Here is a 24,740-nt window from a genome sequence, read left to right as displayed (position 1 = left end):
GAGTTCGCTTCCTGGACAAGTGATATTTTTTTATGGACGGGAAAGCACTTATCGTTATTATTAGTCCTTTCCATTTGGGTCTTTTGAGGGATCCTTTTTTTTTGTTTTGCCTGCGGCAAATTTGATTAATTTCTATTATTCCATGCATGGCCAAATACGATATACCAGCCCCAGTCCTCATTGGACATGGCCACATCGATGCCGGTACGTAGTCCAAATTTCCTCGCAAGAAGGTATCTGAATCCCGTACCCAGGTTATATACGGTCTTGGAATCCGCAAAACTCACTTCATCAGTAGGGGCTTTGGCTATGCCAGTGAACAGCACCCCACTCCAGCGAAGGTTAAAATCATACCTCTGCTCGGTCTCTAATACGTAGGTTTGATTGCCTTGGTACCTGGACATCGGTACACCGCGCATGGATATGGACGGCTTCATATAGAATGGAGCCTTGCCAAATTGCGCTTTGGTTTCGAAACGAAATCCACTCACCCATTTTTTGGTAGGCTGAAAAAATTTGAGGACGGCGGTATTGAAATTCTGATAGGTATAGTCACTGCCTGTCCAGTTGTCATTCACCCTGAAATCAGAGACGATATACCATCCTGTATTCGGAGTGAAGACATTGTCCCTCTTATCATATTCTATGTCCAGACCGATACTGCTGAGGTTATTATTGAAGTCATGGTCACCGATGAAATCCGGTAGGGGATCGAGCTCCAGTTCTGGATGCACTCTATTATGTAGAAATAAATATTCCAGACCTATATAAAGGTCCGTTTCTCCAATCTGCCTTAACACCGAGGCAAAGGCCGCTGTCATCTGGAAGTTGAAGGCAAATTTTTGTTCGCCAATAACAGGGAACTGCCGGAAGAAGTCCATGTTGACATCCCCGTGGGCCGCTCCTGCGCGGTATTTTAGATGGTATTGTGGCAGCGAGGCGATACGAAGACCACCAAATCCCCAGGATTTATTGGCTGTATATCCCACAAATCCTGCTGTGATATCTGGTGGCACGTACTTTCCTTTGGCTGCATGCTTATTAGGCTGGATAAAAATAGGGGTAAGAAGTATCCCGATGCTTCCCAAGGCAGGTTCGGTAATGAGCTGGGGCACGGGGATGAATCCGTGAAAGTCGATCAGGAATGCACTCATGTCAAGATTGCCGTCAAGGCTATCCTTAAAGACCTTCATGTTCATCTTTTCCTTTGGGCCCTTGGCGGCAGCCTCGGATTGAGCAATAGCCTGAAGGGGCGTAAGCCAAGAACATAGTACTATAATGGTAATTAGTTTTTTCATATTTCTAAAAAAAAGGAAGTAGTTCTGATCGAATGATTCCCTCAGGATTTGGCTTGCCTGAATTTCTCAATTGATAATCTGATAAATAAAGCAGGGGCAGGATAATTTTTAAGAATCCTGCCCCTGAATTTAGGCCTGTTACCGACAGATATTTACTTTTCCATTAGCTTACCCATGGCATTGAAATGCAATGTTTTCTTTTGTGAGCCATTTTTGATGGTTACGCTATAGACATCGGTTTTGCTATTAGGTGTTTTTTTGATGACTTCTTTGTCTTTGATAAATGCCCAGCCTTCATAGTTCGTTCCGATATAATTTCGGATAGAAGGAGGAAGAGCCTCGTCATTTATCACTTTTTTATACAGCACCATTTCTCCTTTATCATTGTACAATACTTCACCGGATACTCCATCACCGTAGAATTCGATCGCATAATAGTTGACCACATCGTTGTCGGTAAGGTTGTTTTTCACGTCAGTGACTTTCCATCCTTCAATACCATCGGCAGGGAGGATTTTTACCTGATCCACTACAGAAGCGGGAAAATCCCTCTTCACTGCGTCAATTACTTCCTTTGGAACCTCATAGTTGCTGACTTTTTTTAGCACTACTTGTTGTTCTTCCTGAGCAAATACCGAGGCTGCTGTTAACAGACATATGGCCAAAATTAAGCTTACTTTTTTCATAGTGAAAGTGGTTATATTGTTGATTAAAAAAAGGAAAAATTACTGTTTTCTATAGGCCCACATTTTTAGGTGGGAATTTCTTAAAGGTCATTTCGTGTTTTTTGGCTTCGCCCAATACCGTGGCTAGCCAGGCATTACGACGGTGTCCCATGGTAAGTTCCTCCTTAGGATCCACATACAGGTTAAATAACCATGGAGCCAGACCCACGTTTTGGATGGTGGACATATCGATATACATATGTGTGGACGTAGGAATGATCACTTTCACGTGAGCTTTATATTCTTTCATACGTAAAGACATAAATTGATTGCCCCACCAGAAGTAAACCATCTCTCTATTGGACTCGCCTTCATCGGCTAGCAGGAAGCTGGTCTGATCGACGAAGTCATAGTAGCGGTCGTTCGGTAATTTATCTGTAGAAACTCCAGCCACTTTCAAGGCGGTACCATAAAGGTCCATCAGGTCAAATAGACCGTCACTTTCTCTTTCTGGCTTAATCATATCTTTCCAATAGGCGATTCCTGGGATTCTCACTCCACCTTCCCAGGTGGTACCTTTAGCACCTCTGAAAGGAGTGTATCCAGCATCTGGCCAGGCATCCATCTGTGGGCCATTGTCAGAAGTAAAGAATACCATGGTGTTTTCGAGTAAACCTTCTTCTTCGAGGGTCTTCATGATCGTGCCCAGGTGCATGTCCACTTCGGCGATAGCATTTCTATATTGGTATTTTGCCGGGCTGAGGCCAGGATAATCAGGGTTGTCAAAATTGTCACAATGCACTTTCATGAAGCAATGCTCCAGGAAGAAAGGCTTGTCAGATTTAGCCATTTCCTTGATACGTTTTACGGTAAAGTCAGTAAGGACCTGATCCACACGACCCATATCATCGGTAGTTTTTATCTGCATCACCTTTTCGGTTTTGCCGCCTTTGAAGCCATGCTGCAAGTGATCATCGGGCCCTATCGCCTCAAAGGCTCTAAGGCGGTCTTCATTAAGCACCAAATCAGGGTACCTGCGGGCATCCAACCGTTGGGTTACTTCTTTCTGAGCAGGGTAGAAGCCATAGTATTCATCAAATCCTACATCATGAGGACGCATGCCTACTGCCTCTCCCACATGCCATTTCCCTACCAGCAAGGTCTGATATCCTGCCTCACCCAAGAGGGTAGGAAGGCTGATTTCATCCTCCCAAGGGTTCTTGGTAAGGTGATCTCCTGCAAGGATTGGTCGGGTAAGCCCCGTTCTTACTGGCAGTCTGCCCGTCAATATCGCCGAACGGGTAGGCGTACAAGTCTGCTGTGAATAGCAGGAAGTCAGACGAAGACCTCCTCTGGCGAGGGCATCCATATGTGGGGTAGGAGCGCCTAAGGCTGCACCACCACCATAGCTTCCCGGATCACCATAACCCATATCATCTACGACCACCCATAGGATATTCGGCTTTTTGCCGGTTTTCTTCTCCAGAGCCTGGAGCTTGGCCTGGGCTTCCTTCATCTGGTCTGGATGAGGAATAGCAGGCTCCATATAGTCGTTTACTTTTACGGTCCGGTTAAAAGGCTCAAAATCCTGTGCAGAAAGCTGACCAGTCCACAAAATGGCGCTGGCAGCTATCGCTAAATACTTAGAAATTTGCTTCATTTTTATAATTATAAAAGTTCAATATGTACTGATTTTATCTCTCCCGTAAATTCAAATGGCTTACGATCAAAATAATCTACAGACACTGGTGATCCTAAATCCTTGCCCACATCGAAGGTCTCGGTGGCAGTAAATGCCAAAGGTACCGTTCTATTCAGAGCCACTTTCTCATAAGGTTTACCATCCAATAGGATTTCTACCGTCCCTGGCTGGCCGGGGCCTTTGACCTGAGTGGTGATGGTAAGGACGTGCTCGCCCGCAGGAATGGCCTTATCACTTTTGGTGATATACTTCTCGATGATCAGCATATTGTATTCATAGACCAATTGACCCTTATCCATATAGAGGGTCACTCCTCCGCCGGCACCACCCACAGCATATAATACGCCGCTAGCCTGATTGCCTACCGTGAGGTCTATCGTTACTTTATTGCTTTGTCTTCCGATCCCTGGTGCGGTGAACTCCGGCATTCTATCCGTAGATTGCTTGAAGTTCCATTCCTTATAAGGAGTTTTTCGGATATCTGCCGGATGATTTCGCAGCCATAGGCCAGCGCCAATAGGGAAGTCCTTATTGTCTTTGGCCATGGTCATGAATTCCGCCTTTAACTGCTCCAATAGTTCAGGGTTATCCTTTGCCAAATTGTGCGCTTGGGAGAAATCCTCCTTAAGGTTATACAGTTCCCATACATCATTATCAGAATCCCAGCTTTTTACGCGAGCCACAGAGGCAGGAGTGTTCCATGGGATAAAAGGTCCAAAGGTACTCGCCATATAGCCGTCTTTATAGATCGCACGGCTGGCGTTATTATCAAAGAATTGTGCTTCCTTAGCCGTAGGGGCATCAGCCTGATCGAAGGTATAAGCTAAGCTTACCCCATCCATAGGCATCTGATCATATCCATGCACCACTTCAGGATGAGGGATATTCAGAAGGTCATAGAGGGTAGGGGCAATATCGATGACATGGTGAAACTGCTCACGGATCGCTCCATCAGGTTTGATTTTTTTAGGCCATGAAATCGCCATCGGGTTTCTGGTGCCCCCAAAATAGGAGCCCATAAGTTTGGTTCCTTTGAAGGGAGTGCCGCCTGCCCAGGCCCATCCGGCATGGTACATATTATCCGTATGTGGGCTGCCTAATACCTCTATACCACCGAGATCGTCCAATGCAGCGATCTGTTGCTCCACGGTGTTTGGTATATTGTTCTGCGCCAATAGCTCAGAAATGGACCCTTGCTGGCCCTCAGCACTGGAACCATTATCTCCAAATATATAGATGATAATAGTGTTTTCTCTCAGGCCTCTTTCTTCCAGCCCACTTACCAACTTACCCACCTGGGCATCGGTATGTTCTACAAATCCTGCAAAGACCTCCATCAATCGCCTCTGAAAAGCAATCTGATCTTCGGGAATATCATCCCAACCTTGCAGGGTGCTATCTCTTGGTGTCAGGGCTGTACCTTCAGGGATAATACCCATCTCCAGCTGTCTCTTATATACCCTCTTTCGGTATTCATCCCAGCCATCATCAAATTTACCCTTATACTTATCGGCCCATTCGGTGGCCACATGGTGAGGACCATGTACGCCTCCGGGAGCCCAATACATCAGAAAAGGCTTGTCTGGGGAGAAAGCTTGTCGGTCGTCTATCCAGCCCAGGGCTTTCTTAACCAAGTCTTCTGTCAGGTGATAACCTTCCTCTTCCGGCGGCTCTATATGATCGTAATTTTCGGTGAGACGTGGCTCCCACTGGGAGGTCTCACCACCTAGAAATCCATAGAAATACTCAAATCCGTAGCCATTTGGCCAGTGGTTTTTTGGGCCTATGCTGGTCGTCTCTGTGGCAGGGGTATTATGCCATTTACCAAAAGCCGAAGTATGGTAGCCATATTCCTTAAGAATCTCTGGGATGGTGGCGGCGGTTTTTGGGATGATGCCTGTATATCCATCGAAGGCCACGGCCCGCTCGGCAATGGTGCCTGAGCTTACTCGGGTGTGGTTTCTTCCCGTCAGCAAGGCCGCACGGGTCGGCGAGCAGATCGAGGTGGTATGGAAGGTGTTATATACTATCCCCTCATTCACTATTTTGGTGAAAGTAGGCGTATGCACTTCCCCTCCAAATGTCTCAGAAATGCCAAAGCCTACATCATCCAGGAGGACAATAAGGACGTTTGGGGCATCTTCCGGAAGGCGTTTTGGTTCCTCCGGCCACTGCATTTTGGAGTCTTGCAATCTGGGCTCAGTGACACTGGCCATAGGAGAAGCCGGGAAAGGCAATACCTTGCCCGAATTGTCCGGCTGAGTGTTTGGGCTGTTATCTGTTTTCTGCTCTGAGCAGCTAAACAGCGTCACGGCAGAAATTGCCACAAGGCCGGAGTATAAAAATTTCATCTGATTAGAAGTTTTCATTAAGTCTTAGGAATAGGCCTGATGTGCCGTAATTACCCCAGCCATAATCGATACCTACATTGGTACGGGCTTTCTGATTGATATTGATACGCACCCCGGCACCATAGCCTGGTTCCACATATTCGAAAAGATTAATACCATTGTCCTTGCCGCTGGCAGTGGTAGCATTCGCATAGACGATGGCTCCAAAAAACTTCGGATTGTTCTTAGTAGCGAAAAGGTGCTTTCTAAATTCCACCCCTGCAAACATCAAATTCTGTCCTCTGAATCGGCCTTGAGAATAAGGCTCGCCAGACTTGGAATATTGATCCCAGCCAATTGCGGGCAGGTTCATATAAGGTAGGTTACCGGATACGGTAAGGTTGGCATAAGACCATATCGCAAGGATATTATTATGATCTTCGGTGAAGTTGAAATAATCACGGTATTCCAGCCACAGCTGCGTACTGGTCTGATCACTGCCGATGAAGCTAGGGTTGATCTTGAAGCTAGCCATGGCATAGCGACCCACATAGGGATTGTTTACATTGTCCCGGGTATCCAATACGCCATTTAGGGATATTCCCATTAGCGTACTTTTCTCCTGATCAAAGCCATAAGTTGCATTATAGGCATAATATGGAGTGATCACTGGAGGGACTGAGTCGAGTCTCAAAAGCTGATCATTGATATTACGGAACATGTCCAAGTGAAGGCCTAGACCTACATAGACACCGTTATCGTTAATTTTCTTCAGGTAAGTTTCATAGAAACGGAAGAAGGTAAATTCCATCATATCCGCCTCAGAGTTGCCTGTGAGGGTGCCATCATCAAAGCCAAAGTCATTACTGGCTAATTTGGCAGACTGCGGGCCCGTGCCCAATCCCCAGGTAGGTTGGGAACTGTTAAGGAACCTGAGGTCACCCAATAAGATGAAATCATTGTCCTCGCCATATACCGTAGATTTAAGGGTGACAATGGTTTGTTTTTTAGTAGTAAAAGCTACTCCCAATAGGGCGTTGGAGATTTTGGTGGTTTGGGGCTCGCCCATAAACCAACTTGCAGAACCTCCAACACCATATATAAACCCAAAAGCTGGATTTGCCCCGATTACCGGAACAGGAGAAAGGTAAATACTGCCCTTATGAGGCGGTTCTTTTTCAGATTTCTTCTTCTTTTTTTCAGCGTCCTGGCCAAAAGCCAGAGTGGTCATTGCAAAAAAGACACCCAGAAGGGCGTATTTACTTAGCTTACGCATACTGTATAAATGTTAAAATAAAAATTAGTTTATAGTGAATATTACTTTTGAACCGGTACCGGATACTTCTTCATCAGTTTTTTGATGTTTTTAGGGATCGTTTTGTCACGCTTCTCAGGCTTTTCTGTCACTGTAGAAGTAAGGATTCCTTGCCATACAAGAGCATTGTCCGCTGGAGTGTACATATCCACCACCAAAGTACCTTCTGTATAATCGCTATTAGAGTAAGTGGTCGTAGCGGATACATTGCCAGCTCCCATGCCCCATCCCCATCGTGGACCAAAACCGTTTCCACCCATGAAGTCAGTATAAGCCGTGGTGCTGGTTTTCTTGTCCAACACAACATAAAGAGCAACTTTTACATCTGCATCGCTTTCCTGATAAGTCATGCCTCGCTGACCAAATTCAGATTTTAAGGATTCCAAGACTCTTTTTTTGTCAAATTCATTAAGCTTCTCATCACTGTTTTTTTGCCATCCAGCAAAAGAATAAGTTTTGAATTGAGTGAAGTCTGTGTCTTTGTCAAAATCACTTTTTACCTGAGCTGAAAGTTCCGTGAGAGATGTGGTGAGGAACAAGGCGATAAAAAGTGCGCCGAATAATTTTAATGTTTTCATAAAGAATAGATTGAATTAGAGTTGATAAATAATAAGTTATAGTTTATGGTTATTCTAAAACTATGGTAAATCTAATCAAATCAAGGGCTTTTGATCCAAAAAATAGGGAATAAATTGGTAAAAATTATAATTTTTTGCATTCTATTACCCTATAATTGGTTCTTAATGAGGGGTTAATAATCTTTTTTACTGGTCAATAATCTACTTAAACGGTGGTACTTCCCTCTATAGCTGAATAAAGGAATGATGGCCTAGCTGTTGGCACTTTTTAAAAATGTAGCCCTTGAATTAAATAATGAAGGTTAAACGTGAAATTAACAATTTTTTTAATAAAGATGGGGGATTGAAGGCGAATGGCTAGTAAATTTTGGTTTTGGGCAAGATATATTTCATTTTCTGATTGCTTTTCGAGTAATCATATGGTTTTTTTGTGATATTTAAGTTTTAAATAGAATAGTAAAACCAAATTACCATGAAGAAAACAAGTTTGCTGATTTTATTGGCCTATATTGCCATTGGGGCGGTTGCCATGATCAGCCCTGTACAAGTAAAAGACAACTTTTTGACCAAAAGCCAGCAGAAGGAAGGCTGGAAAATGCTCTTTGACGGTAAGTCATTAGAAGGATGGAGTATCAAGAGCGGTTTTGCCACTTATAAGGTGGAAGATGGAGCCATTGTAGGCACCACCATCGCCAAAAGTCCCAATACCTTCCTGTGCTCCGATGAGGAGTTTTCTGATTTTGAACTCACCTTTGAGGTGAAATACGACCAGTTTTTTAATTCTGGCGTGCAGATCCGCTCCAAACTGAAAGGCGAAGAATATGGCGGCCGTGTATATGGTCCGCAGGTGGAGATCGAGCAGAGCCCTGGTCAGGCAGGATATATCTATGGTGAATCTGCTGGCGGATGGCAATCTGCGGAGCCTCAGTCCGAAGATGAATCGATAAACTCGCATAGCTATTTTAATAATAACCAATGGAATCAATACCGAGTGGTGGCCATTGGCAAAAAAATCAAAACCTATATCAACGGTCATCAAGTGGCTGACCTGGACTATGACCCGGAAAGATACCAAGCGAATAGCGAAGGCTTCATTGGCCTGCAGGTGCATGGCGTGGGCAAGAAAAGCGAAGCGATGAGCGTAAGATGGAAAAATATCTATATTAAAGCATTATAAGAAGTTTTTTGGTGCAATAAATTAAAATTGAACCACCATCCATTACCCGAAATCCATATGCAGAACCTGTTTTTGCGGAGGATTTTGGGTAATTTTTTTGTCTATACTTCTAGGTCTATACTACTATATCCTAAGTCTAACTGAACCTGATTTTGCAGCTGGTAAATCAGTATTTCTGGTCCAATACTACGTGAGAAGCGGAAGCTTATGGGAAGGATAGGGTGGTAACCAGCTGATTCAATCCTAAAGTGGAATGATCCGCACTTCGGATTTTGGCAGGCAGGATTTTATGGCTATAGTATATTTGGCGACGACAGGATCCAAATGGACTTAATCAAAGGTTAACCTGATGTTTTGGCTTATTAAGGGTTAATTGATTTTTTTTGGGCCATACTCTATTGGGACATGGATCAATTTAGCGACGAGGAATTATATCAGCAAATCAGGTTGTCAGAGCGAAAAGCCTTCAATATGCTTTTTGATCGCTATTGGAAGCGATTGTTTGAATATGCTTATCGGCTATTACAGGACCGTGCTCAGGCAGAAGATGTGGTTCAGGAGGTGTTTTTATCCTTTTGGCAAAAAAGGCAGGGTCAACCAATCACCCATATTTCGGGGTATTTTTTTAGAGCAGTTAAGTTTCAGGTTGCTAATTCCTTACGGAATAACAAATGGCTGGTAGCCTGGCCGGAGGAGAATCCAGTAGTATTAGAAGAGAAGGAAGAAGAGCTTCAAGACAGGGATTTATTGTATGAGCAACTTGAAGAGAGTATCCAACGGCTTTCTCCCCGGTGTCGGGAGGTTTTTCATTTGAATAAAAAAGAGGGCTTTACGGCAAGGGAAATCGCCCTTCGCCTCAATATTTCCCCAAGAACGGTGGAGCACCAGTTGCACAAAGCCATGAAAGCGCTGAGGGGAGATTTGCAAAAATTTTATAGTCTAATATTAATTTTTCTTTACCTCTAAATCGTTTAAGTTACCCTTTTGTTAAACCTTAAATTCGGTATAGGTAGTTCTGCTGTCTGAGGGTACTGTCTGATAAATGATCAGGAAGTAAAGGATGGACAAGGCTGAATTTATAAAATTACTACAAAAGCAGGAAGCGGGAAAAACCAGTCCAGCGGAGGATGAGCAAATCGATAGCCAATGGCAGGCCCTCCATGAGCAGCAAGCAGCCTTTGTCTGGACCGCAGGGAATCAGAAGGAGGTAAGAGATCGGATTAAGGCGGGGCTGGATGCGAAGATGATCGCAGGGAGCCAGCGGACGTACCTTTATAGCCACTGGTGGAAGGTGGCCGCCATACTTTTGCTGGTAGGCTTGGGTGCTTTTCTAGCGCAGCTGGTAGAGCAGCCCTCTGCAGAGCCGCTCATGGTAGTTCAGCAGACCAATGGTGAGCAGCGCAAGCGGCTCAGCCTGCCCGATGGGACCCTGGTCATCCTCAATGTAAATTCTCAGTTGGAATATCCAGAGAAGTTTCCGTCGGCAGGACGAAAGGTTACCTTGAGGGGCGAGGCATTTTTTGAGGTGCATAGGGAGGAGGACAGGCCTTTTACTGTGAGCTCCCCTCAGCTGGAGACCCGTGTATTGGGTACTAGCTTTAATGTGCAGGCTTATGGAGACTTCTCGGAAATGGTGACGGTATCCACGGGATTGGTGGAGGTGACCAAGCGGGAAAAGCGGGAGGAAACCGTGAGGCTGCAGCCCGATCAAGCGGCCGTGCTTACTCCAGGAAATCGGCCTTTAGCTATTCAGCAGGTGGACGCAGCAAGGGTCAGTGGCTGGAAAGCCTCTAAGATAATTTTTGACAAACTGCCCTTTGATGAGGTGGTGCAGCGACTTCGTGATTATTACCACCGGGATATTATACTCGAAAACTATACTGTGCAGCAAGACTGTCTGATCAAAGTAAGCTACGAAAACAGCGGGATACACTTTATTCTCTCTGGCCTCAAGCTGCTGGTTGATTTTGACTATCGGGAAAATGAAGCTGGACAGATCAAAATACACTTTAATTCATGTAATAATCCATAAACATGCAGCCTATGTGAAATATGAAATTGCTTAATCCTGAAAAGGCAGGGGAGGGTCTATCATGGATAGACAGCTTCGAAACAGCCTAGAAATCAGCTTTAAAAATTCAGGAAAACACCCTAAAATAAAGAGGTCGAGATGCTGCAACATCCCGACTCTGCCCGGGCTATTCTCCGGTGTTGTTTAAAATTAAACGTTTAAAAATATGAAAATTAATTTACGTAAACCAATAGTGCTTATCAGTAAATACGCCCTTCGGATCGTGGTGGTGCAGCTGCTTTGCATGCAGGTGCTCCTTGCCAATCCATCCAATAGCCAGGATCTGTCCAGCTACCTGGTCAGCTTAGAGGTGGATAAAGTGTCTCTGGATGAGGTTTTTAGCCTCCTGGAGCAGCAAACGGACTTTGAGTTTGCCTATAATCAGGCAGTACTCAAGAGCGGGAACAGGATTTCCCTATCGATGAACGGTAATTTGCGTGAGGTGCTCAAAGCCCTTACCGAGCAAAGTGATTTTGAATTTAGAAGAGTAGAACAGAATATCTACGTAACGGAGGTGGCCATTCCTCAAAGTATGGATCAGGCCCTAGCCGCAGAGGAGAGAACCATTTCGGGTAAGGTCCTTGATGCCAAAACCAATAGCCCAGTAATTGGTGCAAGTATATTGGTGAAAGGTACCAGTAAAGGCACCGTCACAGATTTGGATGGAAACTTTTCCCTGGTAGTACCTGATGAGGCCAGCGTGCTGCAGGTGTCCTTTTTGGGCTATGAAACCAAGGCCATAAGCCTCGGCAACCAATCCAGCCTTACTATACACCTGAAGGAGGAAGAAGGATTGCTGGAGGAAGTGGTGGTCCTGGGATACGACAGCCAAAAGAAGAAAGACCTTACTGGCTCTGTGGCCGTCGTAAATGTCGAAGAGATGAAATCCTTGCCTACAGCAAGTGTGGAATCCATGCTGGCGGGACGTGCCACCGGCGTGCAGGTGATGTCTGATAATGGTCCTGGTGGCAATGTCACCGTGCGGATTAGAGGATTTGGAACAGTCAATAATAATGACCCGCTGTATATCGTGGATGGGACTCCGGTCACCAATGGCCTAAACACCATCAACCCACAGGATATCGAATCCCTGCAGGTGCTGAAAGATGCAGCCGCCTCCTCTATCTATGGATCCAGAGCTGCTAATGGAGTGGTAATCATCACCACCAAAAAAGGAAAAACCGAAGAAGCGCAAATAACCTTTGATGCGTATGCAGGGGTGCAACAGGCGTATAACCTTCCTCAGATGCTATCAGCTCAGGGATATGGAGATATGCTATGGCAGGCCTTCGAAAATGATGGCAAGACTCCTGCCAGTGATGTGTATGGCTCTGATCCATCAGGAGCAGTGATCCCCGCCTTTTTGGATGCGGATCAGACCATCCCTTCCGCAGATGTGGACTGGGTAAATGAGATCTTCCAAGCGGCTCCGATTCAGTCTTATAATGTGTCCTTAGCCAAGGGCAGCGATCAAGGCTCTCATGTGCTTAGCTTAGGCTATTTCAATAAGGAAGGGATCATTAAATACACGGGCTTCGAAAGGTATTCGGCACGGTTCAATTCTGATTTCAAAGTAAAAAACTTCCTTCAGGTAGGCCAGAATTTCAACGCCTCCCTTACCAAAACCAATGATGTGGCAACGAATAGTTCGCTAGGAAGCATTGTCTATGATGCCTTTCAGTTTCCATCTATAGTTCCGGTGAAGGACCTCAACGGGAATTTTGGAGGCAATCCTCTCAATGATATCAGCAACCCTCTGGGTAAGCTCTATCGCCAAAAGGATAATACCAAAAATAGAATCAAAATTCTGGGTAATGTCTTTGCTGCGGCAGATTTGGCCGAAGGCTTGACTTTCCGTACCAATCTCGGCTTAGATTATGAAAGCTATTTCCAGCGCTCATTCTCCCCGGTATATGATGAGATTTTGGCTCAGAATGCGGTAAACAGCCTTTCAGATAATAATTCATTCTACTATCAGCTGGCCTGGACCAATACCCTTACTTATAATAGAACCCTTGGCGATGGGGTCCTGGATGTGCTATTGGGGCAGGAAAATATCGAAAACTACTATGAGGCTAAAGGAGCTTCCCGCAAGGACTTCTTATATGAAGATGATAACTTCCATTACCTTAATTATGGCACGGAAGATCAGCAAAATTCTGGCTCTGCCAGCAAATGGAGCTTACTGAGCTTCTTTGGGAAGGTGAATTATAACTGGAAGGAGAAATACCTGATCTCTGCTACCGTAAGGAATGACGGTACCTCCAGGCTCGCCAATAATAAGTGGGATGTATTCCCGGCTTTCAGCGGCGGATGGAGAATCAGCAATGAGGATTTTGTTGATTTTGGAGGCAAGGTCGATGAGCTTAAGCTCCGCGTTAGCTGGGGACAAGCAGGAAACCAGCAGGTACCTTCTTATTCGACATTAGCTAGTTTTCAGAATAATATTACCTACTCCAACTACGCCATCGATGGCAGTCAAGAAAGTGTGGGCATAGGCCTGGTGGAAACCAGAGTGGCCAATGGCGAGCTCAACTGGGAGGTGACCACGCAGTCTGGCGTCGGGGTGGATCTTAGCATGTTTGACGAGAAGCTCCAGGTGACCTTGGATTATTTCAATAAGGTGACCGATGACCTGCTGATTTATGCCCCCATTCCTATGACTTATGGAGGTACCAATGACGGCGTCTGGATCAATGGTGGCAAGATGAGAAACCGTGGTTTTGAGCTGGGCACCAAGTATAATGGCAATGCTGGTGAGGTATATTACACCTTGGGTCTTAATTATTCCTTCTATAGAAATAAGCTGCTTAGCCTTAATGACAATGTGGATTACCTGAGCATCCCAAGTTCATCGCTTCACAGTGTGAATTTTGGTCAGGAAGTATCCAGAACACTTCCTGGACAGCCTATTGGCACTTTCTATGGCTATGAGTCCCTGGGGATCTTCCAGACTCAGGAGCAGATAGATGCTCACGCTGTGCAGCCAAATGCCCAGCCGGGTGACTTGCAGTTTAAGGATATCAATGAAGATGGGGTCCTGGATGCAAATGATCGGACGATTATCGGCTCGCCGCATCCAAAAGTCATTATTGGGTTCAATACCAATTTCTATTATAAAGGCTTCGACCTAGGCTTGTTTTTCAATGGCGTCTTTGGTCAGGATATCTATAATTTGACCAAGTACAAAACAGAGTTCTTTAACCAATCCGCTTATAATAAATCCAATGAGGTGCTGAATGCCTGGACTCCACAGCATACCAATACCGATATCCCGCGCCTGTCCTTGGATGATGAAAATGACAATATCCGTCCTTCCTCTTATTATGTGGAAGATGGCAGTTATTTCAAATTGAATAACCTGCAGCTGGGATATACCTTCTATCAGGATATGATCCCCGGGGTGGAGCTGCGAGTATATGGCCAGGCTTCCAATGTTTTTACCCTGACCAGTTATTCTGGGATGACACCGGAAATAGGCCTGCAAAACTATTCCTCCAGCAATCGAAACCTGGATATTGGGGTGGATAGAGGGATTTATCCTCCTTCACGTACCATCACCCTTGGTTTTAATGTCAAATTTTAACAGCCGAAAATCATGAAATTTACTAATATAAAATACAGTGTTGTATTGGCCCTCTCGGGAATATTAATTGGCACCACTTCCTGCAGCGATTACCTGGAAGAAGTGCCTTATGGTGAAGTGCCGCCAGCCGAAATGAGCAAGCCCGAGAATATCGAGCGAGCCATTATCGCCTCTTATAGCATTCTCAACGGGCAGTTTGACGGAGCTTCCAGCGCTTTCAATTCCCCCGCTTCCAACTGGAGTTTTGGCGATGCCATCTCCGATGATGCCTATAAAGGTGGCGGCGGAACTGGTGATCAAAACCAGATCCATCAAATGGAGATATTCAATACCAATCCCACCATCACGGACGTCAGCCGTAAATGGCTCGCTTTATATGAAGGGGTGAAGAGAACCAACTACGCGCTCCACCTCCTGATGTCCAGTGAGGTGATTGCGGATGATTTAAAGCAGCTCCGTGAGGGTGAATTGAGATTTCTGCGTGGTCATTATTATTTTGAGCTCAAGAAAATTTACAATAATGTGCCCTTTATAGATGAATCTGCCGTGGAAGTGGAGGATTATTATGTGGGAAATAAAGATTTGACCGATGCAGAACTTTGGGGGAAAATCGAGGCTGATTTTCAGGCCGCTTATGACCAGCTTCCTGCCGATCAGGAGGATGCCGGCCGACCAAATAAGTACACGGCAAGTGCCTATCTCGCCAAAACGTATGCCTATCAGCAAAAATGGCAACAAGCTTTGGATGCGGCAAATGAGGTGATCGCCTCAGGGAAATATGCCTTGATGCCCAATTTTAGGGATGTTTTCTTGCCAGAAAATGACAATAGCGCTGAGATCATCTTTGCCGTCCAGCACTCGGTAAATGATGGCCAGGCCAGTAATTATAATGGAAGCATTGGGGATCGACTTTCCGCGCCAGGTGGGCCATTCTATTCCCAATATGGCTTCCACCGTCCTAGTCAGAATCTGGTGAATGACTTTGAAACGAATGCTGCTGGCTTGCCGGCAAATGATGGAAACTTAGCGATGGGAGATTTTCTTGACCCGCGTTTGGACCATACGATTGGTCGGCCGGGGATTCCTTATCTGGATCTGGACGTGATCTATGAAGCTAGCTGGGCGAGAGATCAGGCGACTTACGGCCCTTACGGACCAAAAAAACGCATCGTTTCGGTCAATAATCCACTTCAAGTACCCACCTGGCCCTATGTCAATGCCCTCAATTATTATATCATCAGGTATGCAGACTTGCTGCTGTGGAAGGCTGAGGCGCAGGTGGAGCTAGGAGACCTGGAAGGAGCTAGAGCCACCGTCAATCTGGTGCGCGATAGAGCGGCTAATAGTCAGGTGGTCACCACCTTGGGTGGAGATACGCCAGCAGACAACTATCGCTTAGCCAGCTATGAGACCCCATGGACCGTGGCCGATCAGGCCCGTCAATTGGTGAGACTCGAGAGACGATTGGAATTGGCCATGGAAGGTCACCGCTTCTTTGACCTCGTAAGATGGGGTGTCGCTGCGGAGACGATGAATAGCTATTTTGCCTCAGAAAAATTGCTCCGTTCCCATTTGGTGAATGCGAGCTTTCAGGCTAATAAAAATGAATATTTCCCCATACCACAGAGTTTTGTGGATATGATGGGCCCTGATTTGGTGGAGCAAAACCCTAATTATCAGTAATCAATAAGGGAAATTCTCCATTAGAGAAAGTGAAAAATTAGGCCTCAAACTTCCGGCTTCTTAAGCTATGATCCCGGGAAGTTTGAGGCCTTTTCTTATTTTTTGGTGAAAATGAAATGGGCACCAAGGACGGTGCTAACTGTAACTTCATCTACGGTATTGGAGATGGTCCCTACAAAGTCTAATTCTAATTTGGTGTCCGTCAATGAAGAGATGAAACATTTCTCATTAGTCATATTAGGACTTTGTACTGAAATCATATTCCCATCGATCTCATACTCTCCTGCTTTCCAAAAGTCCGTGATGGTAACCGATACTTCTATTGGCTGCCCATCAAACTCATAGGATAACAATATGTCATAATTCCCCATAGCCTCATAGGTATTAGGGTTTTCGGTGAAGGTGATTTCATACTCTAATCGGGTACCCACACCAGAATAGGAGCTGGATTCCGATTCATTCATATCGACATACGTTGTTATTGCCGAATAGCCCACATCGACGAGTTCCCAGGTCCCCACAATGGACGCATTGTCCTTGGGTTTTTCCTCATCGCTAGAACTGCATGAAAATAAAATTGAACTTACTAAGACAAGGCTTAATAGACTGGTAAATAAAGTAGGTTTCTTCATACGGATTAAATGATTGATTAATTTTATTAAACCAGGTTTTCTGTTTCCTTTTTTTAAGAAAATGTATAAGTGGAGGCTTCCGTTTTACCTGGTTTAATAGAGTTAAAAATTTATTTTTGTTTAATGAATAATATTAAACATACTAAAAATAAATCAAATTAAAAGAAAAGAAAATCCGGAAAGGTGATGACTTTAGCGTCTGACCTTAAGTGGGATACAAGCTGCAAGCCCTGATGCTCACTCCTTTGCTGAAGGAGCTATTTAGGGGAAAGTAGGCTTTAACCGGACTGTGGACCTCAAAGGTAGATGGTCAGAGTAGCTAATTTGATCAAAAACCAGGGGTGCTGAGGACTGCTCAAAATCTGAATGGCTAAGTAAAATAAAGTCGATTTTTTTTGTTGGGCTATGCACAGGAAAGGTAAATTGATCCTTAGAATGGGTCAAAAGATACTTCGTTTCCAGCAGTTTTATCTCTTCCGTATCTGGTTCGGTATTGAGATCCCCCGTCAAAATAAGAGGAAGATCATCCCCAAGCAGCTCGATGATTTGCTGGATTTGCACGATTCTAGTGGGCTGGTCCAAGGCTAAGTGCACCGTCGCAAATCTCACTTTTTTACCAGTTGATAAGGTGATTTCAGCAGATAGTAATGCTAATGTGGATTTCTCCCCATTGGCTCGAATGCTCAGGATGCGATCGTTTTTTATATTTTCCAGCGGATAGCTGGAGAGTATGCCCAAGCCATAGGCTCCGCCATCATAAGCAAAATGCCTAGCAAAAGCATAATGCATATCCGTATGTTTTGCAATCTGCTGGAGCTGGTCCACCATGCCGGATCGCAGGCAGACACTATCCACCTCTTGCAAGCCCACAAGCTGTGCCTTCTGGCTGGATATAAATTCTGCCATTTCCCCTAACCGGGACTTCCCGTTGAGGTCTGCTCCATGATGGATATTATAGCTTATAATCCCTATATCCTGGGCCATAAGGCTAGGGCCGACTACAAGTAATAAATAGAGGGTTATCCTCAGTTTTAATCTAAATCCTGTAAAAAGTGTATTAATTAAATGATTCATTAATTAAGTGGTTTATTATAATTAAGCTGTTTGTTAATAATGGTTTTTGGAGTGAAATTTTTTTGGGTATAATAAAAAAGGATATTGCCGAAGGCTAGTAAAGATAGCCAGGACAATATCCTTTAGGTAGAATTGCTAATAAATAATTATTCCCAACCCGGATTTTGGGTTAAGTTAGGATTGAGCACCATATCTGTGTTAGAGATAGGGTGGAGGTATTTTTTATCAGGAAACTCCCGGTCTTCATTTGCTCTCCAGATGATATGGCCTTTATCTCCTTCGCTAAGAATGGAGGAGGTCCCATCTACCACAAAATAGATCACCCCATCGATTTTCTGAGAAGGAACGGTCGCGACGAAAGCCACATCGGGACTGTCATTTCCATCCAGGTCCATGGGTTCATTAAGGGCGGGTACATATATTCCCTGCCAGGGCATTTCCATCAGAGGACCTTTTTTCCATCTTAGTAAGTCATCATATCGTAAGCCTTCATAGCATAGCTCTATGCCTCTTTCTCTTCGTATTTCCAATAAATAGAGGTCAGAGATTTCTGGAAAATAGGCTTCCTGGAGGTACTCATCCAGCACGGTAGGCGCTAGAGGGTTGGTGCCTGCCCTCTCACGGAGTAGGGCTATTGTCTGATCCCAAATGGCCTGGTCAAATTCCCCAAGTTCAGCCTTTGCCTCGGCATAGTTCAGCAGAATCTCTGCATAGCGGATCAGGGAGATGGAGTTATAGGACTCAGAGATTCCATCCAGCCTGCTATCATCCAGGCTGAATTTCAGCAGATGGTATCCGGTAAAGGTATATCCGAAGTTTGGAGGAGCAGGACTTCCATCCTCGCGTGTATATCCTAGGGAGCGGACGGTCTGCGCAAGTCGGAGATCCCGATTCGCCATTTCACGCTTAAATTGTATGGTGTCATAGCCAGCAAGATCTGTAAATCTGCTGCCATCTTGCATCAGGTAGGTATTTACAAATTGCTTATTGAGCCCCCAGCGATTGCCATAGGTGGCACTGTTGAACTTCCAAGTGATATTATGCCATTTCATTAGGGCATTGTTATAGACCACGGCCCACATCACTTCCTGACTGATGGGGTTTTCACTGGTGAATAGGTCCCGATAGTCGGTGGCTGGATCCCCATTATTATACAGTTGGTACTTCCCCTCGTCGATTATTGTCTTTGCGGCTTCCGCCGCTTCTCGTAGAAAGTCCTCAGCGCTGCCTGTAAGCCCCAGTTCGGGATGATACTTTCGGAAGGTTCCTTCAAATAAGCACAGCCGAGATTTAAAGCCCAAAGCCACCTGTCGGGTGACCAGGGAGCTGGAATTGTCCTTGGTGTCCTTGATATTGTCCACCGCAAAGTCCAAATCCGCAAGCACGGAGTCCATCACCAGCGTCCGTGGATCGCGCGCTTTGTAAAGGTCTACATTATCCGTGGCGAGGGTGGTGGAGTACCAAGGGACATCCCCGTAAGTTTTTACCTTATCATAATAAAAATAAGCTCTAAAGAAACGTGCAATCCCCTCGAAATGATCACGGTCTTCCTGTGGAATGGCTTCATTGTCAAAATTTTCGAGGAAATAATTAATATTCCGTAGGTCAGACCAGCTCCATGCCGGCTCATCCACCGAGGAATAGGCCCCAGCGATGAAATTGTTAGATTGGTTCTTGGAGGTGAATTCCCCCATTTCATCACTTTGTACGACGCCCAGCCCTGAGGGAAGCTGTCTTTGATAAAAGGAATTGGTATAAAGTTCCAGATCCTTGCTGGTCTGAAAGAAGGTGGAAGGGACGAGCTTGTCCACCGGTTCGGTTTCCAGAAACTGCTCACAGGATACTAGCAGGGGTAATATGGCGAGGGAGGTGCCGATTATTTTCAATATATTTTTCATTTCGATTCTTAATTTTAGGAATTAGAAGGATAGATTAACGCCTAGGGTATAGGATTTCAACATGGGGTAGGCATCGCCTTGACCATAGCCATTCGTCATGTCCCCAAGTGGATTTTCGATAATCTCCGGGTCAAAATTATTGGTGTGCTTATGTAAGCCGGATCGTGTCCATAGATTCTGGCCAGTAAAGAAGATCTTGGCGTTTTGCATCCCGATTTTGCTCACCCACTGCTGAGGCAGGGAGTAATCAATGGTGATATTCTTTAACCTGATATAACTGGCATCTTGCAGGTATCGTGTCTGTGGTGCGCCAAGCGAGCGATCGGTACGCAGAGCAGTGTATCCTCTAAGTCTTGGGAAATAGGCATCAGGGTTTTCTTCGGTCCAGTAGTCATCCATCATCATGGCCGGCTGGAAGCCATAGGGGCGATTATAAGGTCCCCAGAATAAATCTGCCTCAGGGGCAAAATACCAGTCCCGTTTGGCTATCCCCTGGAAGAATGCCGATAGGCCGAAATTGTTCCAGTTGGCATTTAGGGTAAACCCAAACTGATACCTGGCGGCATTATTACCGATAATCTTGCGATCGCCGGGATTATCGACTGTATTGTCACCGCTATTTATAATGCCATCACCGTTTAGGTCCTTGAACTTGATGTCGCCGGGAAGCCAGATGCTACCATTGGAATTTCTGATGAAGTCTTGATCGGCATGATTTAGCACCTCTTCCTCAGAGACGAAGAGTCCTTCGGTTTCATAGCCCCAGATCTCACCCACGGTCTGCCCTATATAGTAGGCGCCGAGGATTTTTTCAGGATTGTTGAATTTGGTGATTGTGGCTTTGGAGTCCCACAGAGCTCCTTTGATGCCATAAGAAAAGGGCTTATTGGCTAGGGTCGTTTGGTTTTTGTACTCAAGTGTAAATTCCCATCCTTTGGTGGATAGATCGGCGAAATTGCCGAATGGCTCTGTGGCACCAAATACATTGGGAAGCGGCTGTCCCTGTGTAAACATCCCCGTGGTGATCCTATTATACCAATCGTAATTTACTGTAAATCGTCCATCAAAGAAGGAAGCATCCACCCCTATATTGAAGGTGGTGGCCCGCTCCCAGGTCAGACCGCTGGGAATGACGCCAGGCATGGAGGTATAGCCTCTCTGGACACCGTCCAGGATTACCCCTGACTTATTCACAGACATGGTCTCCATATAGCGATAAGGGGAGACATTACCATTTCCTAATGAGCCATAAGACCCTCTAAGTTTCAGGTTTGCCAGCCAGGAGCTGGCGCTTTGTAAGAAGTCCTCTTCAGATAAATTCCATCCGGCAGATACCGACGGGAAGAATCCATACCTTTCCTCGGCAGGGAATTTTGAGGAGCCATCATACCTGCCATTCATCTCAAACAAATATTTGTTTTTATAGCTGTAGTTAAACCTATAAAATAAGCCAAGGTATTTCCATTCGCTACCGCCGCCGTTGATGGTATAGTTTAAGCCATCCAGTAAGTTATAATCCGGCTTTTCGGGCACCAATAATCCATCTCTGCTGGTGCTCAGGTTTTCGGTCAGGGAGCTTTCGATATTATAGCCTAATAATAAGCCCAGGTTATGATCTTCCTTTAAAGTTTTATTGAGCTGAGCAGTGATATTGGACCCCCAATAGGTATTGTCAGTCGTGTATTCTCTGAGTTGGCTATTGCCATAACGGTTATTATCACCTGGGAAATTGCTATAATAGACATAGTTGTTTACCCGGGTATCATTGATGAATTTTTTGGAGAAGGTAAAATTAGCTTTCAGCGTCAGCAGGTCTCCAAAAGGGGTGGCGGTAAGGGTAGGGGTATTTCGAACGAAAAAGTTCGAAAGATCCGAGCGGCTGTTGCCTTCCAGAAATGAGGCGCCCATATATACGCCATTTTGCGAATAGCTGCCGTCAGGATTGGTAAGGGAGACCATCGGGAAGCCCTGTACTGCCAGGTACCTCCAGATATTTCCATCTCCATTGGCCAATAGAGGATAGCCATAGGTATAGGTGCTTAGGTCAAAATTATTCTCCAGCACCAGCCAGTCATTTAGATTGATTTCGCCTTTTGCGCGGAGATTGAATTTATCGAACTTATCCGAGGAGTAATTGAATATTCCATCTTGGTGATAGTACAAACCGGAGATATAATATTTCGCCTTATCATTTCCTCCGGAGGCACTTATAGAAGCCTCGGTGGAGGGGATATTGTCTTTATGGAGAATTTCGAACCAATCGTTATTGCCAAAATACTCATAGCGTCCTAGGCTCTCATTGAATACCACATCAGGCAGGCCTGGTGTTTCGTTATGCTCTTTTAGTCGATCGAGGTATTCCAGTGAAAATGGGAATACGCTATTGACTGATATGGGATGGGTTTTGTAATCATACCAACCATAAAACGCCTCATCAAAATTGGAGGCCCACTCGTAGCCATTGCTGACTAGGTCAGGCACCACGGTTCGCTTATTGATGGAGTGGCTGATATTTACATTGAGCTTGGCGGCTCCCGCTTTGGCGGACTTTGTGGTGATTAGTACCACTCCAAAAGCGGCCCTGGACCCATATACAGCTGCGGAAGCGGCATCTTTTAGGATGGTCACACTTTCCACATCGTTAGGGTTTATGAGGTTTGGGTCGCCTTCCACGCCGTCTATCAGCACCAGTGCATCGCCGCCAGCACCGATGGAGGTGGCGCCACGAATATTAAAGGAGGCTGATCGGGTGGGACTTCCATCCACCATTTTTATGTTTAGGTTGGGAAGAGTTCCCTGAAGCATCCTGGTGAGGTTGGGCGCAGGTCTATTTTCAGTCACTTCGGTTCCCACCTGGTTGACGGCGCCGGTAAGGTTGATTTTTTTCTGTTGGCCATAGCCCACGACTACGACCTCGTTCAGGGCGGATATTTTTTCCTTAAGAATAATGGACAGCGTAGTGGAGTTTCCAATGGCTTTTTCTTGAGCTATATATCCCATAAAGGAGCATACGAGGACGCTATTTTCGGGGGCGCTCAGCTTAAATTCTCCATCGATATCGGTGGTTGTGCCTGTTCCGGTGCCTTTGATCACCACGGTCGCACCAGGGATGGGCTCCCCATTTTCGTCGGTAATCTTTCCAGAAACGGTGATCTCCTTGATCAGTGAGGTGCCCAGGTGGACACCCTGAATGGGCTTGACGCTGATGCGGTCATTGACTTGTTTAAAAGCCAACCTGTGATCCTTAGACAGGGTCTTCAGGACCTCTTCGAGGGAGGTGTTTTCGGCTTCTATGCTGACTTTTTCGTTGACTTTTACCTGTTTATCATCATAGATAAAGGTGAAATCAGTTTGGTCTTTGATCAAAGCAAAAAGCTCCTCCAGCGGCGCTTTTTCGGCTTTGAGATTTATCATTACTGTGGTAAGGTCCAGATTGCCCTGGGCCTTACTAGGACCGGCATGCAGCAGGTTGAAGAATACCAGCTGGAATAAAAAGCCAAATAGGGCGTATTTGCTGATCATAAGGATAGCATGTAAGATTTTTTTCATAAATTTGATGTGTTTTGATGGTTCATTTAAGTCGTTGAAACAAAGGAGGTAGATTGGCCTGAGAAACTCTTCTACCCCATCTGGGAGGCTAGCTAATTATTAGCTGGCTTTCTTTTTTTCATAGGCATTTATAGGAATTTAATCGTAATATGTTTTTGGTCTATTTCGTATTCGAAGCGATAAGAATATGCCAGGCTCTCCAATAAATCGCTGAGCATGGCTTGGTGAAACTCCCCGGAAAAAGCCAGTTCTCTTTTCGGTGCTGCGGAGACCAGTATCTTCACTCCATACCAGCGTTCCAGTAGTTTTAGGGTCTCCTCCAATGGGCTTTGGTCCAATAGAATGGTCCCTTCAGTCCAAGCTGTGGCCTCCATAAGATCAAAATCGAATAGTTGAACCTTGGAATTTCCGTCTTTTCTTAGGCCTTTGCCTGGAAGTAAGGTATAGACATTGGGAGGATTAGAAGTTTCAAAAACCTTTACGATCCCTTCTACCAATTGCACCTGCGTCTGCTGAGCTTCATAGCCATTGATATTGAATGCCGTGCCCACCGCCTGGGTAATCAGCCCATGGCTAGTTACCCGAAAGGGCAGGCTGTCCTTGGCCACTTCAAAATAAGCCTCCCCATCAAGCTTCAGCTCACGGTGATGCTCCCCAAATCCCGACGTATAGCTGATCTCACTCGCTGCATTGAGATAAACCGAGCTGCCATCGGGGAGTTTGACTTTAGATTTTTGACCAGCGGGGTTGGAGTGGCTGATCAGGGACTGGACAGTGACTTCCTGCTGCTGCGGGCTGCGATGGCTGAGATGAAGGGCCAAGGCTGTTGAGCCGACAAATGCCAGAATAACCGCCGCACGAATCCAGCTTGCCTTTTTATAATGGGGAATGTCTAAGCGGTATTTTTTTCGGGTGGTATTGAGCTTTTGCTCCGATTGTATAGTAAACTTGATTTTCCTCAAAATTTTCTCACCCAAGTCCGCAGGCAGGTCTTCCTTGTACTGCTCTTCATCCTTGAGCTCCTCATACCATTTATTAAGCAGTTGGATCGAGTCCGGGTCCATTTTTGCCCCATGAAGAAGGCGGTCAATGGATTCTTTCACCTGTTTTGCTATCGGTTTATTATCTTTTTGCATCAGCTAGAAGTGATCGTTTTGAAAGAATTCTACTTTCAAAACCCGT

At 45.4% G+C, this 24,740-nt stretch carries 16 protein-coding genes; 5 read left to right on the top strand and 11 right to left on the bottom strand.

All coding sequences use genetic code 11. The features are described from left to right. Positions 1 to 125: 125 nt before the first annotated feature. From B050_RS0117015 to B050_RS0116990, 6 genes are all read right to left on the bottom strand, one after another. The gene (locus B050_RS0117015; RefSeq protein WP_018475156.1) at positions 126 to 1,298 is read right to left on the bottom strand and encodes a BamA/TamA family outer membrane protein; all 1,173 of its coding nucleotides are present in this window, start codon (positions 1,296 to 1,298) and stop codon (positions 126 to 128) included. A 152-nt stretch (positions 1,299 to 1,450) separates the two neighbouring features. Next, complete coding sequence (locus B050_RS0117010) at positions 1,451 to 1,984, bottom strand: hypothetical protein (protein WP_018475155.1); 534 nt, start codon at positions 1,982 to 1,984, stop codon at positions 1,451 to 1,453. A gap of 49 nt (positions 1,985 to 2,033) precedes the next feature. Beyond that, positions 2,034 to 3,623, bottom strand: coding sequence for an arylsulfatase (locus B050_RS0117005; RefSeq protein WP_018475154.1), 1,590 nt, complete (start codon positions 3,621 to 3,623; stop codon positions 2,034 to 2,036). Between the two features lie 8 nt (positions 3,624 to 3,631). Then, positions 3,632 to 6,016: an arylsulfatase gene (locus B050_RS0117000; protein ID WP_169336268.1), complete on the bottom strand. Its 2,385-nt coding sequence runs from the start codon at positions 6,014 to 6,016 to the stop codon at positions 3,632 to 3,634. Between the two features lie 4 nt (positions 6,017 to 6,020). Further along, positions 6,021 to 7,271 (bottom strand): BamA/TamA family outer membrane protein, encoded by a 1,251-nt coding sequence (locus B050_RS0116995; protein ID WP_157492865.1) that lies wholly within the window; start codon positions 7,269 to 7,271, stop codon positions 6,021 to 6,023. A 41-nt stretch (positions 7,272 to 7,312) separates the two neighbouring features. Continuing rightward, entirely contained in the window at positions 7,313 to 7,888 is a 576-nt protein-coding gene (locus B050_RS0116990; RefSeq protein ID WP_018475151.1) for a DUF4136 domain-containing protein, read from the bottom strand. Positions 7,889 to 8,360: 472 nt separating this feature from the next. Between B050_RS0116990 and B050_RS0116985 the strand changes: the two genes are divergently transcribed. The 5 genes from B050_RS0116985 (at position 8,361) to B050_RS0116965 (ending at position 16,405) form a co-directional block, all read left to right on the top strand. Then, positions 8,361 to 9,065, top strand: a complete 705-nt coding sequence (locus B050_RS0116985; protein ID WP_018475150.1) for a 3-keto-disaccharide hydrolase — start codon at positions 8,361 to 8,363, stop codon at positions 9,063 to 9,065. A 405-nt stretch (positions 9,066 to 9,470) separates the two neighbouring features. After that, entirely contained in the window at positions 9,471 to 10,031 is a 561-nt protein-coding gene (locus B050_RS0116980; protein WP_018475149.1) for an RNA polymerase sigma factor, read from the top strand. Between the two features lie 94 nt (positions 10,032 to 10,125). Beyond that, a complete protein-coding gene (locus tag B050_RS0116975; RefSeq protein WP_018475148.1) occupies positions 10,126 to 11,097 on the top strand; it encodes a FecR family protein in 972 nt (323 codons plus the stop codon). Positions 11,098 to 11,302: 205 nt separating this feature from the next. Then, on the top strand, positions 11,303 to 14,722 hold the full coding sequence (locus tag B050_RS0116970) for a SusC/RagA family TonB-linked outer membrane protein (RefSeq protein WP_026235977.1): 3,420 nt from the start codon (positions 11,303 to 11,305) through the stop codon (positions 14,720 to 14,722). A 12-nt stretch (positions 14,723 to 14,734) separates the two neighbouring features. Next, positions 14,735 to 16,405: a RagB/SusD family nutrient uptake outer membrane protein gene (locus tag B050_RS0116965; RefSeq protein WP_018475146.1), complete on the top strand. Its 1,671-nt coding sequence runs from the start codon at positions 14,735 to 14,737 to the stop codon at positions 16,403 to 16,405. Positions 16,406 to 16,500: 95 nt separating this feature from the next. Here B050_RS0116965 and B050_RS0116960 read toward each other — a convergent pair whose 3' ends face one another. The 5 genes from B050_RS0116960 to B050_RS0116935 all read right to left on the bottom strand — a co-directional run bounded on the left by B050_RS0116960 (position 16,501) and on the right by B050_RS0116935 (position 24,694). Then, positions 16,501 to 17,037 (bottom strand): hypothetical protein, encoded by a 537-nt coding sequence (locus tag B050_RS0116960; protein ID WP_026235976.1) that lies wholly within the window; start codon positions 17,035 to 17,037, stop codon positions 16,501 to 16,503. Between the two features lie 261 nt (positions 17,038 to 17,298). Continuing rightward, positions 17,299 to 18,111 carry an endonuclease/exonuclease/phosphatase family protein gene (locus B050_RS0116955; RefSeq protein ID WP_018475144.1) on the bottom strand — a complete coding sequence of 271 codons (813 nt, stop codon included), beginning with the start codon at positions 18,109 to 18,111 and terminating at the stop codon, positions 17,299 to 17,301. Positions 18,112 to 18,257: 146 nt separating this feature from the next. Then, on the bottom strand, positions 18,258 to 20,009 hold the full coding sequence (locus B050_RS0116945; RefSeq protein WP_018475142.1) for a RagB/SusD family nutrient uptake outer membrane protein: 1,752 nt from the start codon (positions 20,007 to 20,009) through the stop codon (positions 18,258 to 18,260). 21 nt (positions 20,010 to 20,030) lie between these two features. Continuing rightward, positions 20,031 to 23,558, bottom strand: coding sequence for a TonB-dependent receptor (locus B050_RS0116940; protein WP_018475141.1), 3,528 nt, complete (start codon positions 23,556 to 23,558; stop codon positions 20,031 to 20,033). Positions 23,559 to 23,686: 128 nt separating this feature from the next. After that, entirely contained in the window at positions 23,687 to 24,694 is a 1,008-nt protein-coding gene (locus B050_RS0116935) for a FecR family protein (RefSeq protein WP_018475140.1), read from the bottom strand. Positions 24,695 to 24,740: the final 46 nt, after the last annotated feature.

This window comes from Echinicola pacifica DSM 19836 (assembly GCF_000373245.1).
GTDB classification, from domain to species: domain Bacteria; phylum Bacteroidota; class Bacteroidia; order Cytophagales; family Cyclobacteriaceae; genus Echinicola; species Echinicola pacifica.
This window is presented reverse-complemented; position numbering and strand designations above follow the sequence as displayed.

Excerpts from the sequence above, each read along its gene's own strand:
- B050_RS0116990 (WP_018475151.1), bottom strand. The coding sequence starts at position 7,888 with ATGAAAACATTAAAATTATTCGGCGCACTTTTTATCGCCTTGTTCCTC.
- B050_RS0116965 (WP_018475146.1), top strand. The coding sequence starts at position 14,735 with ATGAAATTTACTAATATAAAATACAGTGTTGTATTGGCCCTCTCGGGA.
- B050_RS0116935 (WP_018475140.1), bottom strand. The coding sequence starts at position 24,694 with ATGCAAAAAGATAATAAACCGATAGCAAAACAGGTGAAAGAATCCATT.
- B050_RS0116995 (WP_157492865.1), bottom strand. The coding sequence starts at position 7,271 with ATGCGTAAGCTAAGTAAATACGCCCTTCTGGGTGTCTTTTTTGCAATG.
- B050_RS0116970 (WP_026235977.1), top strand. The coding sequence starts at position 11,303 with ATGAAAATTAATTTACGTAAACCAATAGTGCTTATCAGTAAATACGCC.
- B050_RS0117005 (WP_018475154.1), bottom strand. The coding sequence starts at position 3,623 with ATGAAGCAAATTTCTAAGTATTTAGCGATAGCTGCCAGCGCCATTTTG.
- B050_RS0117000 (WP_169336268.1), bottom strand. The coding sequence starts at position 6,016 with ATGAAATTTTTATACTCCGGCCTTGTGGCAATTTCTGCCGTGACGCTG.
- B050_RS0116960 (WP_026235976.1), bottom strand. The coding sequence starts at position 17,037 with ATGAAGAAACCTACTTTATTTACCAGTCTATTAAGCCTTGTCTTAGTA.
- B050_RS0116985 (WP_018475150.1), top strand. The coding sequence starts at position 8,361 with ATGAAGAAAACAAGTTTGCTGATTTTATTGGCCTATATTGCCATTGGG.
- B050_RS0116955 (WP_018475144.1), bottom strand. The coding sequence starts at position 18,111 with ATGAATCATTTAATTAATACACTTTTTACAGGATTTAGATTAAAACTG.
- B050_RS0117010 (WP_018475155.1), bottom strand. The coding sequence starts at position 1,984 with ATGAAAAAAGTAAGCTTAATTTTGGCCATATGTCTGTTAACAGCAGCC.
- B050_RS0116940 (WP_018475141.1), bottom strand. The coding sequence starts at position 23,558 with ATGAAAAAAATCTTACATGCTATCCTTATGATCAGCAAATACGCCCTA.
- B050_RS0116945 (WP_018475142.1), bottom strand. The coding sequence starts at position 20,009 with ATGAAAAATATATTGAAAATAATCGGCACCTCCCTCGCCATATTACCC.
- B050_RS0117015 (WP_018475156.1), bottom strand. The coding sequence starts at position 1,298 with ATGAAAAAACTAATTACCATTATAGTACTATGTTCTTGGCTTACGCCC.
- B050_RS0116975 (WP_018475148.1), top strand. The coding sequence starts at position 10,126 with ATGGACAAGGCTGAATTTATAAAATTACTACAAAAGCAGGAAGCGGGA.
- B050_RS0116980 (WP_018475149.1), top strand. The coding sequence starts at position 9,471 with ATGGATCAATTTAGCGACGAGGAATTATATCAGCAAATCAGGTTGTCA.